14 protein-coding genes are annotated in these 17657 nt (G+C 39.5%); 13 read left to right on the top strand and 1 reads right to left on the bottom strand.

Annotated elements, in window-relative coordinates; genetic code table 11:
• Positions 1–158: 158 nt before the first annotated feature.
• A complete protein-coding gene (locus ACSAMO_RS02750; protein ID WP_499209797.1) occupies positions 159–2291 on the bottom strand; it encodes a heavy metal translocating P-type ATPase in 2133 nt (710 codons plus the stop codon).
• Between the two features lie 453 nt (positions 2292–2744).
• On the opposite strand from ACSAMO_RS02750, the gene ACSAMO_RS02745 reads away from it, so the two are divergent.
• From ACSAMO_RS02745 to ACSAMO_RS02685, 13 genes are all read left to right on the top strand, one after another.
• On the top strand, positions 2745–2924 hold the full coding sequence (locus ACSAMO_RS02745) for a DUF896 domain-containing protein (protein WP_022230753.1): 180 nt from the start codon (positions 2745–2747) through the stop codon (positions 2922–2924).
• Between the two features lie 3 nt (positions 2925–2927).
• Entirely contained in the window at positions 2928–3935 is a 1008-nt protein-coding gene (gene asnA, locus ACSAMO_RS02740) for an aspartate--ammonia ligase (RefSeq protein WP_499209796.1), read from the top strand.
• A 93-nt stretch (positions 3936–4028) separates the two neighbouring features.
• Positions 4029–5432, top strand: a complete 1404-nt coding sequence (gene asnS, locus ACSAMO_RS02735) for an asparagine--tRNA ligase (protein ID WP_499209795.1) — start codon at positions 4029–4031, stop codon at positions 5430–5432.
• An 86-nt stretch (positions 5433–5518) separates the two neighbouring features.
• Entirely contained in the window at positions 5519–6343 is an 825-nt protein-coding gene (locus ACSAMO_RS02730) for a tetratricopeptide repeat protein (RefSeq protein WP_022230756.1), read from the top strand.
• Complete coding sequence (locus tag ACSAMO_RS02725; RefSeq protein WP_499209794.1) at positions 6324–7601, top strand: replication-associated recombination protein A; 1278 nt, start codon at positions 6324–6326, stop codon at positions 7599–7601. Before ACSAMO_RS02730 ends, ACSAMO_RS02725 begins: the two co-directional genes overlap by 20 nt.
• 3 nt (positions 7602–7604) lie before the next feature.
• A complete protein-coding gene (locus ACSAMO_RS02720) occupies positions 7605–9515 on the top strand; it encodes an NAD(+) synthase (protein WP_499209793.1) in 1911 nt (636 codons plus the stop codon).
• A gap of 25 nt (positions 9516–9540) precedes the next feature.
• Positions 9541–10398 (top strand): DMT family transporter, encoded by an 858-nt coding sequence (locus ACSAMO_RS02715; protein WP_499209792.1) that lies wholly within the window; start codon positions 9541–9543, stop codon positions 10396–10398.
• A 127-nt stretch (positions 10399–10525) separates the two neighbouring features.
• Positions 10526–11845, top strand: coding sequence for a DUF512 domain-containing protein (locus ACSAMO_RS02710; RefSeq protein WP_499209791.1), 1320 nt, complete (start codon positions 10526–10528; stop codon positions 11843–11845).
• A gap of 12 nt (positions 11846–11857) precedes the next feature.
• A complete protein-coding gene (der, locus tag ACSAMO_RS02705) occupies positions 11858–13183 on the top strand; it encodes a ribosome biogenesis GTPase Der (RefSeq protein WP_022230761.1) in 1326 nt (441 codons plus the stop codon).
• A 12-nt stretch (positions 13184–13195) separates the two neighbouring features.
• Complete coding sequence (gene plsY, locus ACSAMO_RS02700) at positions 13196–13843, top strand: glycerol-3-phosphate 1-O-acyltransferase PlsY (protein WP_499209790.1); 648 nt, start codon at positions 13196–13198, stop codon at positions 13841–13843.
• Complete coding sequence (locus ACSAMO_RS02695) at positions 13840–14829, top strand: NAD(P)H-dependent glycerol-3-phosphate dehydrogenase (protein WP_147513688.1); 990 nt, start codon at positions 13840–13842, stop codon at positions 14827–14829. Before plsY ends, ACSAMO_RS02695 begins: the two co-directional genes overlap by 4 nt.
• The gene (gene trkA, locus ACSAMO_RS02690) at positions 14826–16178 is read left to right on the top strand and encodes a Trk system potassium transporter TrkA (protein ID WP_499209789.1); all 1353 of its coding nucleotides are present in this window, start codon (positions 14826–14828) and stop codon (positions 16176–16178) included. The genes ACSAMO_RS02695 and trkA overlap by 4 nt, the downstream gene beginning before the upstream one ends.
• Positions 16179–16198: 20 nt before the next feature.
• A complete protein-coding gene (locus ACSAMO_RS02685) occupies positions 16199–17641 on the top strand; it encodes a TrkH family potassium uptake protein (RefSeq protein WP_499209788.1) in 1443 nt (480 codons plus the stop codon).
• Positions 17642–17657: the final 16 nt, after the last annotated feature.

Here is a 17657-nt window from a genome sequence, read left to right as displayed (position 1 = left end):
GTATATTACCATAAAATGTTAATAAAATCAAGAGATTTTTCAAAAAAATTCCAAAAAATTTTAAAATATATTTTTTTAATGCCGTAAATACTGTAAAATACAACAAAAAAAGATGTCAAAACTTTTTGTTTTGACATCTCTTATATGGTGGTATGTTATTAATCTTTGTAATATAATGCTCGAAGTGAGTTTAAAATCGCAAGCAATGATACACCTACATCAGCGAAAATTGCAAGCCACATTGTGCTTATGCCAAGTACGCTTAAAATCATAACAAGAACTTTAACTCCGATAGCGAATACAATGTTTTGGATTATAACCGACATAGTTTTTGCGGAGATTTTAGATGCTTTGGCAATTTTTGAGGGTTCATCAGTCATAAGGACAACATCAGCCGCCTCAATTGCACTGTCCGAACCGATACCACCCATAGCAATACCGACGTCCGAACGCATAAGTACGGGTGCGTCGTTAATTCCGTCACCGACGAATGCAACATTCTTTTTAGGATTTTTAGAAGAAAGGATTTCTTCAAGTTTTGAAACCTTATCCTGTGGCAACAACTGCGAATAAACTTTATCAATACCAATCTGCTCTGCGGTATAATCGGCGTTTTTCTTTACGTCGCCTGTGAGCATAACAGATTTGATATTAAGCTGTTTCAATGCTGAAATTGCAGCTTTACTGTCAGCTTTGATTTCATCAGATATAACGATATATCCGGCAAATTTTCCGTCAACTGCAATGTATATAATACTTCCGATGTGTGATTTTGCTTTTTCGTGAGAGATATTGTTGCTCTCAAGAAGTCTGCCGTTACCGGCTAAAACTTTATGACCGTCTATATCTGCACTGATACCCATACCGGAAATTTCTGTGTAGTTTAAGATTTTTGCAGTGTCAACGGTGTTTTTGTAAGCATTTTTAACCGATACTGCGATAGGGTGTGTTGAGTAAAATTCAGCATAAGCGGCATATTTTATAAGTTCGTCTTTGTCGATAACAGAATATACGTCTTTTACGGCAAATACACCTTTTGTAAGAGTACCTGTTTTGTCAAATACGACAGTATCAAGTTTAGCAAGCTTTTCGATGAAGTTACTGCCCTTAACAAGAATACCGTTCTTTGACGCACAACCGATACCGGCAAAGAAACCAAGCGGAATTGATACAACCAATGCACAAGGGCAAGAAACCACAAGGAACATAAGTCCGCGATATATCCAAGTTCTGAAATCTCCGAGAAACAGGGGAGGAACGAACATAACTATTACCGCAAGTGCAACGACAATCGGTGTATAGTATTTAGCAAATACGGAAATAAATTTTTCCGATTTTGCTTTTTTGCTTTGAGCGTGTTCAACCATATCAAGAATTTTTGAAACGGTACTTTCGCCGTATGTTTTTTCTACTTTAATATATATAGGTGAGCCTGTATTCAAACTTCCGCTCAATACAGTATCACCCGTAACAGCCTTACGCGGTACGCTTTCGCCTGTAAGTGCTTTTGTATCAAGATATGTTTCGCCCGAAGTTATTGTACCGTCAAGAGGAATTTTTTCGCCGGGTTTTACAATTATAATATCTCCGATTGAAATTTCAGACGGAGAAACTTTTGTAATCGTGCCGTTTACTTCTGTATTGGCATAGTCGGGACGAATATCCATAAGTTCCGTAATTGAATTACGGCTCTTTTGTGCCGCACGTTCCTGCAATGCCTCGCCGACTTGATAGAACAGCATTACGGCAACTGCCTCAGGGTGTTCGCCGACTGCAAATGCACCGATACTTGCTATACTCATTAAGAAGTTTTCGTTGAATAAGTGTCCTTTGAATATGTTTTTAATCGCATTCAAAACTATATCATAGCCAAGAACAATGTAAGCGACTATAAATAAAATATCTGATACCAATGGGGAAGAAAGTACGTTTTCTGTTACGATACCTGCCGCAAAAAGTATTGCACCTGCTATAAGTCTTATGATAAGAACTTTTTCATTTTCCTCGCTATGTTCGCAACCGCAACCACATCCGCAGCCACAGCCATTTTCGTGATGATTGTGATCGTGACCGCAACCGCAATGGTCTTCATGCTCGTGTTCGTGATGATGGTCGTGACCACAACCGCAGTGGTCATCATGCTCATGATGATGTTCATGTCCGCAGCCACAATGAGCCTCGTGATCGTGACCGCAACTGCAATGATCCTTATGTTTATGATGATGTTCATGTTTTTCACAACAGACATCTTTATTTTTTTCTGAAATATTACTATCGTTATTCTTTTTCATATCTACACCTCCATACTTGAATATATGAATAACTGTTCATATATTCATTATACGGTATGCTCTATCATTTGTCAATAGTTTTATTCAAAAAATAAAAATAATACTTAAAAATATGTTTTTTCACCGCAAAAGAGCGGTGCTTCCGAAAAAACACCGCTGTTTGCCACTAATATTTTGAAAGTGGAGTTAATGTAAGATTAGTTGTTGCACATACAAGTAACGATAACGATAATAATAAGAACCCAAATAATCATATCAAGATCAAAATCGCAACCGCCTCTTTGACAACCGTTTCCACAACATTCGCCCATTGTGAGTGCCTCCTTTCAATGTTTTGTAATATATATTATGACTAATCTATTAATTTTGCACATTGTCCCATATTTTACTTGAATTTTTCTTCAAAATGGGTTAGAATAGTAGTAGTGATATTTTCTTGGGGAGGTAAATCTTTTGGATAAGAAGAAAATTGACAGAATAAATGAACTTGCGAAAAAGGCAAGAAGTTCCGATGGGTTGACGCCTGAGGAAATGACGGAGCGTGCAAAGCTCCGTGAAGAATATCTTAATGCCATACGTCAGAATTTCAAACAGACGCTTGACAATATTGAAATAATTGATAAAGGAGAATAAAAAATGTCACTAATAATTCCCGAAACCTATAAATCAAATCTTAACGGACGCGAAACGGAAAAAGCAATTAAATTTATAAAGGATACATTTCAGCATGAAATAATTTCTGCACTTAATTTGCAGAGAATTTCAGCACCGTTATTTGTACGTCCAGAAACAGGTCTTAACGATAATCTTAACGGAGTTGAACGTCCTGTAAGTTTTGATGCACCTTGTATCGGCGGTGCTACACTTGAAATTGTTCATTCACTTGCAAAGTGGAAGAGAATGACTCTCGGCAGATACGATTTTAATCCGGGTGAGGGCTTGTATACAGATATGAACGCCATAAGACGTGATGAGGAAGTGGACAATCTTCACTCTATGTACGTTGACCAATGGGACTGGGAGGCTGTTATAAATAAGTCAGACAGAACTGTTGAAACTTTAAAGAGTTTTGTAGAACGTATATATACCGCTATGAAGTCGACTCAAAGCAGAGTATGCCAAAAGTTCAGCGGTATTGAAAATAATTTCCCTGAGGAAATTACGTTTATAACAACGCAAGAACTTGAGGATATGTACCCTGATCTTGAACCGAAAGAAAGAGAAAATAAACTTCTTCGCGAAAAGAAAGCAGTATTCCTAATGCAAATCGGTAAAGAATTGAAGTCGGGTCAAAGACACGACGGCAGAGCACCGGATTATGACGATTGGGAGCTTAACGGTGATATTCTTGTTTATTATCCTGTTCTTGATATGGCTTACGAACTTTCAAGCATGGGCATCAGAGTTGACGAAGATTCACTTCTTTCTCAAATTAAGATTGCAGGCTGTGAGGACAGACTTGAACTTGATTTTCATAAGAAACTTCTTAATAAGGAACTTCCTTATACAATCGGCGGCGGTATCGGTCAGTCAAGATTGTGTATGTATATGCTTGGTAAGGCTCATATAGGCGAAGTACAGGCATCTGTATGGCCGGACGATATGCGTAAGACTTGTGAAGAAAAAGGAATAAAGCTACTATAATAAGCCTCTCCTTAAGGGGAGGTGCCTAAAATGCGAAGCGGTGGCACAGAGCTACTATATTTTATAACTATTGAAAGGATTATTATTTAGATTATGAAAACAGTTGTAAAAGACTTGTTCAGAAAACAGGATGAGTTTGGGGAAAAAGAAATAACAGTATCGGGTTGGATAAGAAACATAAGAATTTCAAAGAATTTCGGTTTTATCGAATTAAATGACGGTACATTTTTTAAGAATTTGCAGATAGTAATTGAGTCGGATAAACTTGATAACTTTGCGGAACTTTCAAAGCTAAACATTGCAGCTGCAATTACGGCAACAGGTACACTTGTACTTACACCGGACGCAAAACAGCCGTTTGAATTAAAGGCTGAAAACGTTGTAATCGACGGTGAATCTACACCGGATTATCCGTTACAGAAGAAAAGACACAGCTTTGAATATTTGCGTACAGTCGCTCATTTAAGACCGCGTACAAATACATTCTCGGCAGTGTTCAGAGTGCGTTCAATGATTGCGTATGCAATTCACCAATTCTTCCAGGAGAGAGGATTTGTATACGTTCATACTCCGATTATCACTGCAAGTGACTGCGAGGGTGCGGGCGAAATGTTCCAAGTTACAACACTTGATTTGAACAACGTCCCTAAGAATGATGACGGAACTGTTGATTATTCACAGGACTTCTTCGGCAAACAGGCAAACCTTACGGTAAGCGGTCAGCTTAATGTTGAAACATACTGTATGGCATTTAGAAATGTTTACACATTCGGTCCTACATTCAGAGCCGAAAATTCAAATACAACACGTCATGCGGCTGAATTTTGGATGATTGAGCCTGAAATCGCATTCGCAGACCTAAAAGACGATATGGAACTTGCAGAGGATATGCTAAAGTATATCATTAACTATTGTCTTGAAAATGCTCCCGAAGAAATGCAGTTCTTCAATCAATTTATCGACAAGGAACTTCTTGACCGTCTAAACCACGTTGTAAACAGTGAGTTTGCTCACGTAACATATACAGAGGCTGTAAATATACTTATCGAAGATTCAAAAGCCGGTAAGGTTAAGTTTGACAATAAGGTGGAATGGGGCTGCGATTTACAGACAGAACACGAAAGATACCTTACAGAACAGGTATTTAAGCGTCCGTTGTTTGTAACAGATTATCCGAAGGAAATCAAGGCTTTCTATATGAAACTTAACGATGACCAAAAGACGGTTGCGGCTATGGACTTGCTTGTTCCGGGCGTCGGAGAAATCATCGGCGGAAGCCAGAGAGAAGAAAATTACGACGTACTTGTTGAGAGAATGAAAGAACTTGGTCTTAAGGAAGAAGATTATAATTTCTATCTTGACCTTCGCAGATACGGAACAAACAAACACGCAGGTTTCGGTCTTGGCTTTGAAAGAGCTGTTATGTATATTACAGGTGTTTCTAACATTCGTGACGTTCTTCCGTTCCCAAGAACAGTCGGTACTGCCGAATATTAATCAAGACAAAACTATAGCGGTTTTGACTACTATTTTAAGAGGCTGCTTGCAGCCTCTTGATTTTTATAAAGAAAGGTACGATTTTTATGAATTTAATTGCAGTTCTTATTGCACTGGCTATAATTATTGTAGCGTTTAAGTTTAATGTATTTCTTGGAATAGCCGTTGCGATTGTGGCTATAGGTGTGGGAATATATAATTTTTTGCCGACCTATTATGCGATAAACGGCAACAAAGCATTTGAAATCGGTGACGAGGACCGTGCGAGAGAGTGGTATAAAAAGGCGTGTGAAACGGGCAGAGCAAATGTAAAGTTGAAATCGTCTTACGCATACGTGCTTTTACGTACAGGTTATGCCGACGAGGCGGAAAAAGTTCTTGATCCGATTATAAGAGTAAAAGGGCTTGCACCGGAAAAAAAGAATTTGGCAAAGCAACAAAGATGTATGGTTTACTATAAGCAGGGCAGACTTGACGAGGCGATTGAGGACGCACAGTCAATGATGAACGAAGGTTACAGAAATTCAAGTATTTACGGTATGCTTGGCTATTTTAAATTACTTAGAAATGATGACCTTGACGAAACGACAAAACTTTGTGAAGAAGCTTATGATTACAACAGTGATGACAGGGACATAAAAGATAATCTTTCAATTTGTTATTTCAGAAAAGGCGAATATGAAAAAGCAGAAAAAATATCTGATGAACTTGTCGGGTCGGCACCAAACTTTGTCGAGGGCTTTTATCACGGCATACAGATTGCAATGAAACTTAACAAGTACGATAAAGCCGCAGAATATGCCGAAAAGCTGAAAGAATGTAAGCGTTCTGGAATGACAACGGTTACGGAGGAAGAAGTTAATAAGCTTATACAAGAGGTAAAGAATCACAATGAAAACACCATTGGCTGATAGAATACGTCCAAAGACGCTTGATGAAGTTGTCGGACAAAAGCACCTTATAGGTGAAGGAAAAATTTTAAGAAACATAATCGAAAATGACGAAGTACCGAATATGATATTTTACGGTCCGAGCGGAGTCGGTAAAACTACCATTGCAAACATAATCGCTCAAAAAACGGGTAAAACTTTGCATAGACTTAATGCGACAACTGCGTCCGTTGCTGACATAAAAAATATTGTATCAACGCTTGACAGCTTTTTGGCAATGGACGGAGTATTGCTGTACCTTGACGAAATACAGCATTTTAATAAGAAACAACAACAGTCTTTGCTTGAATTTATGGAAAACGGCAAGATAACGCTTATCGCAAGTACAACGGAAAATCCGTATTTTTATGTGTATAATGCGGTGCTTTCGAGAAGTGTTGTGTTTGAATTTAAACAGATTGAGCCGAGCGAGATTGAAAAGGCACTTGAAAGAGCGGTTGAAGAATTAAAGCAATCGGATTATAAAGGCTTTGACGTAACCGTTGACAAAGACGCAATACGGCATATGGCACACGTTTCAAACGGAGATGTGAGAAAGGCTTTAAATTCGCTTGAAGTTGCATTTATTGCAACACCGCCAAACAAAGATAAAAAAATACACATATCGCTTGACACGGCGGTACAGGCAACGCAAAAAAAAGCTATGCGTTACGACCGTGACGGTGACAGTCATTATGATATTTTAAGTGCGTTTCAAAAATCAATAAGAGGTTCAGATCCGGATGCGGCAGTTCATTATCTTGCAAGACTTGTTTCGGCAGGTGATTTGCCGAGCATTTGCCGCAGACTTTTGGTTATTTCGGCAGAGGATATAGGACTTGCATATCCCCAGGCTATATCGGTCGTGAAAGCTTGTGTTGACAGTGCCCTGCAGCTTGGTTTCCCGGAGGCGAGAATACCGCTTGCGGAAGCGGTTATTTTACTTGCAACCGCACCAAAATCAAATTCGGCAATAATGGCGATTGACAGTGCGTTGAGTGATATTGAGGGTATGGATACGGGCGATATACCGGAACATCTGAAAGATTCGCATTACGGCGGAGCAAAAAAACTCGGTCATGGAACAGAGTACAAATATCCGCACAGTTATGAAAATCATTATGTCAAACAGCAATATTTGCCTAATAACATTAGGGACACTAAATATTACGATTTTGGGGACAATAAAACCGAACAGTCGGCAAAAGTTTATTGGGACAGAATAAAGAAAGGAATTTGATTTATGAAAGACGGATTTGTAAGATGTGCAAGCGCAACTGTTGATATAAAGGTTGCGGACACTGATTATAATACATCAAATATAATAAAGGCAATCGAAGACGCGGCTCAAAATAATATAAAGCTTATAGTATTTCCGGAACTTTGCATAACGGGATATACTTGCGGTGATTTGTTTTTGCAGAAAATATTGCTTGACAGTGCAAAAGACAGCTTAATCAAAATAGCAAAAGCAACGGAAAATCTTGATATAACCGCTGTTGTCGGACTTCCGTACGTTGCGGAGCAGACACTTTATAATTGTGCCGCAGTGGTAAACGGGGGACACATAAAAGGTCTTGTTCCGAAACTTAATATTCCAAATTATGCCGAATTTTATGAGGTAAGACATTTTACGGCCGGTAAAAATGAAGTGACATATGTGAATATAAACGGTGAAGAAATACCGTTCGGTGCGAATATATTATTTAAAACAGATGCGTGTGAAGATTTTGTTCTTGCGGTTGAAATTTGCGAGGATTTGTGGACGGCTATGCCGCCTTCAGTCAACCACGCGCTTGCAGGTGCAACAATTATAGCAAATCTTTCTGCGAGCAATGAAGTTATTGCAAAAGATGAATACCGCGAAATGCTTGTAAAAAGTCAGTCTGCAAAACTTTATTGCGGTTATATTTATTCCGATGCGGGATACGGCGAATCAACGACTGACTTTGTATTTGCAGGTGATAATATGATTGCCGAAAACGGCACGATTTTGGCAAGAAGTAAAAGATTTAACAACGAATGTGTATATACCGAGCTTGATTTGGAAAGACTTGTGGGTGAGAGAAAAAAGAGCAATACCTATAATATAGTCGGCAGTGAAAAATATGTGAGTGTAAAACTTGATATTAATATCGGGGACACTAAAATAACACGATATGTCGATAAACAGCCGTTCGTTCCGTCAGACGACAAAAAACGTGAAAAACGCAGTGAAGAAATTCTTTCAATTCAGTCGCTGGGACTTAAAAAGCGACTTGACCATACAAATGCCAAAACGGCGGTTGTGGGTGTAAGCGGAGGACTTGACTCGACACTTGCACTTTTGGTAACCGTGCGTGCATTTGACAGTCTTAATCTTGACAGAAAGAATATAATCGCGGTAACAATGCCGTGTTTCGGTACAACGGACAGAACGTATAACAATGCGGTTAATTTTGCAAATTCGCTTGGTGTTACATTAAAAGAAGTAAATATCAAAGCGGCGGTAAATCAGCATTTTGCGGATATAGAACACGATCCGAATGTCTATGACGTCACATATGAAAATTCTCAGGCGAGAGAAAGAACTCAAATTCTTATGGACGTTGCAAACAAAAGCGGCGGCTTGGTAATCGGTACCGGTGACATGTCCGAGCTTGCACTCGGCTGGGCAACGTATAACGGCGACCATATGTCGATGTACGGCGTTAATGCGGGTGTTCCGAAAACACTCATTCGCTACCTTGTCGATTATGAGGCTAAACGTACAAATAACGATATATTGAAGAAAACATTACAGGATATATTGGATACACCTGTAAGTCCCGAACTTCTTCCGCCGAAAGACGGAAAAATATCTCAAAAGACCGAACATATTGTCGGTCCGTATGAACTTCACGATTTCTTTTTATATCATCTTATGCGTTTTGGTTCAAAGCCGTCAAAGATACTGAGATTGGCTGAAGTTGCGTTTGAGGGGATATATGACAGAGAAGTTATACTTGAATGGTTAAAGGTATTTTACAGAAGATTTTTTGCACAGCAATTCAAACGTTCGTGCCTGCCTGACGGTCCGAAAGTAGGAAGTGTTGCTCTTTCTCCGAGAGGCGATTGGCGAATGCCGTCCGACGCCTCATATCAAATTTGGGCGAAGGAGCTTGAAACACTTTAACGCCCTATTCTATGGAGGGATTTCGGTGTCAAAGAGTAAAGCTTGTTTAATTTTATCGGCATTTATTTACGGATTTGCACCGATATTGGCTAAATTTGCATACAAAAGCGGAGCAAACGGAATTACGCTTACTTTTTTGCGTACATTCCTAATGCTGCCGCTTTTATTTTTTATAATGATTTTCAGAAAAGTGTCGTTTAAACTTACAAAAAAAGAGCTTGTAGATATAATTCTACTTGGTGTGGTGGGTGGCTCATTTTCAATGATTTCACTTTATGCCGCATATGACTATATATCAACCGGACTTGCAACAACGCTCCATTTTATATATCCGCTTATAATCGTAATAACGTCGGCGGTGGTTTACAAAGAAAAAATCAAGAAGATAAAACTTCTTGCGGTTATGCTTGTCACGCTCGGAATGTTTATGTTTGTTGACCTTAATAATACAGCCGATAAAATCGGCGTGATACTTGCGATTTTGTCGGGGATATTTTATAGCTTTTATGTTGTTTATATGTATCGTTCCAAACTTGACGAAATGGACTATATAAAACTTACGTTTTATCTTATGATTATTATGAGTATCGGCACATATATTTTCGGTTTGACAACTGATAGCTTGGTGTTTGCGGAAATGGATTATAAAGCATGGATACTGTCGGTGGCTATATCACTTATTATAACGCTTGGAGCAGTGCCGCTTTTTCAAGTGGGAGTACGCTGTGAGGGTGCGTCAACCGCTGGGATAGTATCGGCATTTGAGCCGATTACTTCAATAATACTAGGTGCGATATTCTTGGGCGAAACAATGGGATTGGTGCAGTATATCGGCGGTGGTTTGATAATTTTGGGTGTGGTATTGGCAGAAAAGTATGGATAATTTATAAATAAACATTAGATAAGACAACCTCTGATTACATTGGTTGTCTTTATTTTTGCCAAATGCCTTGATTTTTTTCTGTGTTTGTGTAATAATACATATTGGATAATAATGCGGAGATAAAAATATGAGAAAAGTTAATACCACAATTAAATATATAGAACCGTATTCAATCGCGGAAGATGCCGAAATTGAAGTCGGGGATAAGCTGATAAGCATCAACGGACACGATTTTCACGATATACTGGAATATCGCTATCTTACAGCCGAATATGAAGTTACTCTCGAAATACTGAAAAAGGACGGTACTACCGAAGTTATAACGGTTGAAAATGATTACGACGATATAGGTATTGAATTTGAAGAGGGACTTATTGACGAGGCACAAAGTTGTCGAAATAAGTGTATATTCTGTTTTATAGATCAGTTGCCTAAAGGTATGCGTGAAACGGTTTATTTTAAAGATGATGATACGAGATTATCGTTTTTGCAGGGAAACTATGTAACGCTTACGAATATGTCAGACGAAGAAATAGACAGACTTATAAAAATGCGTGTTTCGCCGATTAACGTATCGGTTCAGGCAACCAATCCCGAACTTAGATGTAAAATGCTGAATAATCGTTTTGCGGGTAAGTGCTATGACATAATGAAAAAGTTTGCGGCTAATAATATTTATATGAACTGTCAGATAGTGCTTTGTCCCGAAATTAATGACGGCAAGGAACTTGACAGGTCAATATCCGAGCTGGCGGCACTGTTCCCGAATGTAAACAGTGTATCAATCGTTCCTGTCGGTCTTACACGCTATCGTGACGGACTTTATCCGCTGAAACCGTTTACAAAGGAAACTTCCGCACAAACAATAAAACAAGTTGAGACTTGGCAGAAAAAACTGTATGATAAACTTGGAACAAGGCTAATTTATCTTTCTGACGAATTTTATTTGAATGCGGAATTGCCTATACCTGACGCAGAAGTGTATGAGGGTTTTCCGCAGCTTGAAAACGGTGTAGGATTGATTGCCAGTATGGCAGAAGAATTTGATTCGGCAATTAAACTTGTGAAAAACAAAAAGTATGACAGAAATGTAACTCTTGTAACGGGTGAGGCGGCGGCATCTTTTATAACGGGTTTGTCGGAACGTCTTATGGAAAAGACAGACGTAAAGATAACTGTTTATGCGATAAAAAATAACTTTTTCGGCGGAGGCGTAAACGTTTCGGGACTTGTCACGGGCGGAGATATAATCGACCAGCTTAAAGACAAGCCTATAGGGGATATAATGCTTATTCCGCACAGTATGCTGAGAGATGAAGACGGGATTTTCCTTGATGATTTGACTGTATCAGACGTTGAAAAAGCATTGAATGTGAAGATAGAGCCTGTCATAAATGACGGATATGAATTTATTGAGAAAATCTTGGGAGAAGAACTTGAATTTTAAAAGGAGAAGAATATGAAACCATTGGTAGCGATAGTCGGCAGACCGAACGTCGGAAAATCGACTTTGTTTAATAAGATAACAGGAAAGAGAATAAGTATAGTAGAGGACACACCGGGTGTAACGCGTGACAGAATTTATTCTGACGCAGTGTGGCTTGACAAGCACTTTACGCTTATCGATACAGGCGGTATCGAGCCTGCGTCAAAGGACGAAATCCTTGTACAAATGCGCCGTCAGGCACAGCTTGCTATTGAAATGGCAGACGTTGTTGTGCTTATGACAAACGTAAAAGACGGTGTTACGGCAAATGACCAGGACGTTGCACAAATGCTTTTAAAGGCGAAGAAAAAGATTGTGCTTGCCGTAAACAAGGTTGACAATACAGGCGATCCGCCGTTTGAATTTTATGAATTTTATAATTTGGGACTTGGCGATCCGATTGCTATTTCATCAACTCACGGTTTGGGTGTAGGTGATTTGCTTGACGAAGTTACTCACTTGTTCCCTGAGGACGCAGATACGTCAGATGACGAGGACGAAATTAAAGTTGCGGTAATCGGTAAACCGAATGCAGGTAAATCGTCGCTTATAAATAAAATTTTGGGTGAGGACAGAGTTATTGTAAGTAACATCGCAGGAACAACGCGTGACGCAATCGACTCACATTACGAAAAGAACGGCGACAAGTATCTGTTTATCGATACCGCCGGTATGAGAAAACGCGGTAAGATTGACGAAAACGTAGAGCGTTATAGTGTTGTACGTTCGCTTGCGGCGGTTGACAGAAGTGACGTGTGTGTTATTATGATTGACGCAAACGAGGGTATTACAGAACAGGACACAAAGGTTGCCGGCTATGCTCACGAGCAGGGTAAGGCTTGTATTTTTGCGGTTAATAAGTGGGATATTGTTTCTAAAGACACAAAGACTATGAAAAACTTTACAATGCGTGTGCGTGAAGAATTTGCGTTTATGTCTTATGCGGAAATTATATTCATCAGTGCAAAGACAGGTCAGAGAGTTGACAAGCTTTTGGAACTTATCAAGAAAGTAAATGAGCAGCACAAGAGAAGAATTACAACCGGTATGCTTAACGACGTCTTAAACGAAGCAATGGCAAAGCAACAGCCACCGTCAGACAAGGGCAGACGTTTAAAGGTTTACTACGGTACACAGGCTGCAACAGCACCGCCGACATTTATTTTGTTCGCAAATTCAAAGGATTTGTTCCACTATTCGTATTTGAGATTTATCGAAAATCAAGTGCGTGAGGCATTTGGTTTTGAGGGAACACCTATAAAGTTTATCGTAAGAGAGAAAAATGAAAAGAAAATGTAATGGGAGATAGTTATGACATATTTAATAATTGCCCTGACGGCAATAGTATCATATTTAATCGGTTCGGTTAATTTTTCTATACTGCTTTCAAAAATGCTGAGCGGTAAGGATATCCGTGAAAGCGGTTCGGGAAATGCGGGTGCAACGAATATGCTAAGAACATACGGCAAGAAAATGGGTGTTATAACACTGTTGCTTGACGTGTTAAAAGGCATAGTCGTGATACTTTTATCAAGACTTGTAAAAAATATTGCGGGTACAGATGAAATATATCCTGTTATAAGCTATATCGCAGGTGTATGCGTAATTCTCGGTCATAATTTTCCGCTTTACTTCGGATTTAAAGGCGGCAAAGGCGTTGCGACTTCGCTTGGTGTTGTGTTAATGCTTGACTGGAAAGTCGGACTTATTGTGGCTGTCGTTGCAATAGCGGTTATGGCAGTAACAAGGTATGTATCGCTCGGTTCAATCTTGGGCGGTGCAATGTACATAGTTATAGAAATCGTTAAAATGATTGTTACAAAGAACGTTGATGCAATTCAGCTTATGTGCGTTGTTATTATCGGCGGACTTTTAATAGCAAGACATCATGCAAATATAAAGAGATTGTTAAATGGTACAGAAAACAAACTTGGAGCAAAAAAAGGAGAAGTAAAATGAAAATTGCAGTAATTGGCTCAGGCGGTTGGGGAACTGCCATAGCGATACTTTTATCTTCAAGAGGACATAATGTATATTTATGGTCGTGGATACAGGAAGAAACGGACAGACTGAAAAAAGACAGAGAAAACAAAGAATTTTTGCCGGGAGTGAAATTTCCGGATACAATTTATTGCAGTCACGATATGGCTGAATGTACAGACGGAGCGGAGCTTATTATAACAGCCGCACCGTCACCGGCAACGAGAACAACGGCGAAACAGCTTTCGCCGCACGTTAAAGAGGGACAGAAAATAGTAAATATATCAAAGGGACTTGAAGAAGGTACACTTTTACGTCTTTCGCAGGTGTATAAAGAAGAAATTCCGCAGGCGGATATATCTGTTATGAGCGGTCCGTCACACGCAGAGGAGGTTTCAAGAGGACTTCCTACAACGAATGTTGTTGCGTCGGAGCATATTGATACGGCTAAATTTATTCAAGACGTGTTTATGGGCGATATGTTCAGAGTGTACACTTCAACCGATATAATCGGTGTTGAACTTGGCGGAGCACTTAAAAACGTTATCGCACTTTGTGCGGGAATAAGTGACGGACTTGGTTACGGCGACAATACAAAAGCGGCACTTATGACAAGAGGTCTTGCTGAAATTGCAAGACTCGGCAAGGCTATGGGTGCAAATGAAAAGACATTTATGGGACTTAGCGGTGTAGGTGATTTGATTGTTACTTGCACAAGTATGCATTCGAGAAACAGACGTGCCGGAATACTGTTGGGTCAAGGCAAGAGTTTAAAGGAAACTTTGGAAAGCGTTCATATGGTTGTTGAGGGTGTAAACACCGCAACGGCGGCATATGAAATGGCACACAAATATAATGTTGAAATGCCTATTGTTGAAGAAGCTTATAATATTTTGTACAATGGCAGAAATGCAAGAGAAGCGGTATTATTGCTTATGACACGGGAGAAAAGAGAAGAAAAATGAATGTCATCGTAGTAGGCGGCGGTAAGGTCGGCAGAAAGCTTGTAGAGGATTTTAATTATGAGGGCGACGACGTAGTTCTTATTGATATTAAAAGTGAAATCTGCGACCGAATTCAAGATGATTATGATGTAAGGTGCGTATGCGGGAGCGGTACTGACCTTGAAACTTTGCGCGAGGCGGAGGCTAACAAGGCGGACATATTTATTGCCGTTACGGAAAATGACGAATTTAACGCACTTTGCACCGTTATGGCTAAAAAACTCGGTGCGGACAGATGTGTTGCAAGAGTGAGAAACAGAGAATATTTTAAACAGCTTGATTTTATGCGTAACGCTCTCGGAATAAATCTTATAGTAAATCCCGAATATGCAACTGCTTGCGAAATATCGAGAATACTTCGTTTCCCTGCCGCAATTAAAACAGAAACTTTCGCAAAAGGCAGAATTGAACTTATTGAATTTAACATCAGTTCGGATAATGCACTTTGCGGAAAAGCTATTTTTGAGATATACAAAAAGTTTAAGATAAAACTTCTTATATGTGCGGTGCAACGCGGTAATGAGGTGTATATTCCGAACGGTGATTTTGTTATCGAAAGCGGAGATAAACTTCACATAACCGCATCTCACAGAGATGTTGCGAAATTTATGCGTGAGATAGGTGTTATAAACACAAAGGTTAAAACCGCAATTATAATCGGCGGCGGAAGAATATCGTTTTATCTTGCGAAACAGCTTCTTGAAAGCGGCATAAGGGTTAAAATTATAGAACACAATATGAACAGATGTAAGGAATTGACCGAGCATTTGCCGAAAGCGGATATTGTGTGTGCCGACGGAACAGATAAGCACGTTCTTGCGCAAGAGGGCATTGACAGAGTTGATTCGCTTGTTGCACTGACGGGTATTGACGAAGAAAATATGATTATATCAATGTATTCGCAGTCAAGATTTGTCGATAAGATAGTAACAAAGGTAAACCGTCTTTCGTTTGCGGAGCTTATGGAAAACACAGGCGTGTACAGTATTGTTACGCCTAAAAACATAACCGCAAATATTATAATCGGTTACACAAGAGCGATGAAATCGGCAAAGGATACGGAAATGAGAAGTCTTTACCGAATAGTAAACAATAAAGCTGAAGCTATGGAATTCAGAGTTACAAGAGAATCCGAGCTTACTTCAAAGTCACTTTCACAGATTAAGATGAAACATAATGCTTTGATTGCGGCAATTCTCAGAAATAACAAGATTATGCTGCCGGACGGTGAAAGTAAACTTGAAGTCGGTGATACGGTTGTGATTATGACAACGCATCATATTGCCACACTCGGCGATATACTTGCATAGCGGTTACGAAAGGAAAAGATATGAATTATAGGATGATAGCATATTCCGTAGGACGAATACTTGTAGCCGTTGCGGCAACAATGCTTGCACCTTTGGGATTGTCTTTGCTTTACGGTGAGTCAATAGCTTTGGCGTATGTAATACCGATAGTAATATCCGTATTAATCGGACTTTGTGTATCTGCAAAAGCACCGAAAAATAAAAGCCTTTACGGACGTGACGGAATGTTTATCGTTGCGATAGGCTGGATTGTAATATCAATAATCGGTTGTCTGCCGTTTTATATCAGCGGTCAGATACCGAGTTTTGTGGACAGTTTTTTTGAAACGGTGTCAGGTTTTACAACAACCGGTTCATCTATACTTACAAATGTCGAGGCACTTGACAAGAGCTTGCTTTTTTGGCGAAGCTTTACTCATTGGCTCGGCGGTATGGGTGTACTCGCGTTTGCAATGGCGATTTTTTCGTCAAAGGATACAAGAACAACTCATATGATGAGAGCGGAAATGCCGGGACCTGTTGTAGGCAAACTTGCAAGCAGATGGCAGTTTTCGCTTAGAATACTTTACGGAATATATATAGCGCTTACGGTCATTGAATTTGTGCTTTTGCTGTTTGGCGGTATGCCTGTATTTGACAGCTTGCTCCATACGTTCGGCACAGCCGGTACAGGCGGTTTCGGAATAAAGAATAGTTCCGTTGCGTATTATAACAGTGCATATATCGATTATGTTATCGGTATATTTATGATGTTGTTCGGATTGAATTTTAACGTGTATTTCTTGATAATTGCAAGAAAATTCTCGCAGATAAAGAATAATGACGAAGTTAAGTGGTATATAGGAATGATGATAGGTGCAACGGTAATTATTGCACTTAATATTATGCCTATGTATCACGGATTTGGCAGAGCGTTCAGATATTCATTCTTCCAAGTGTCGTCAATTATGACAACGACGGGATATTCAACTGCCGACTTTGTGCGTTGGCCTATGCTTTCACAGATTATACTTGTATTATTGATGGTAGTCGGCGCGTGTGCAGGCTCAACAAGCGGCGGTATGAAAGTTACAAGATTTATTATACTTATGAAAACAGCCACTCACTCAATAAAAAAAGCGGTAAGTCCGCGAAGTATATTTTCGGTTAAGGTTGACGGCAAAACGGTTGAAAAGAATATTGTAAACGGTGTGTTGGGATATTTCGTTGTATATATGTTGTTTGCGGCTGTGTCAATTCTTCTTATCAGCTTTGATAATAAGGACTTTACAACAACGGTTACTGCCGTAATTGCGACTATGAACAACATTGGTCCGGGATTGGGATTGGTAGGTCCGACAGGCAGTTTTGCCGATTTCTCGGCATTGTCAAAAATAGCGATGTCAATAGGTATGCTTGTAGGCAGACTTGAATTTTATCCGATACTTATATTGTTTTCGCCGTATGCGTGGAAACGAACTTAAAGAGTCTGACGACAGC

The sequence above is a fragment of the Ructibacterium sp. SJQ-7 genome, assembly GCF_054696575.1.
Note: the sequence above shows the minus strand (reverse complement) of the source record. Positions and strands in the feature narration are given on the sequence as shown.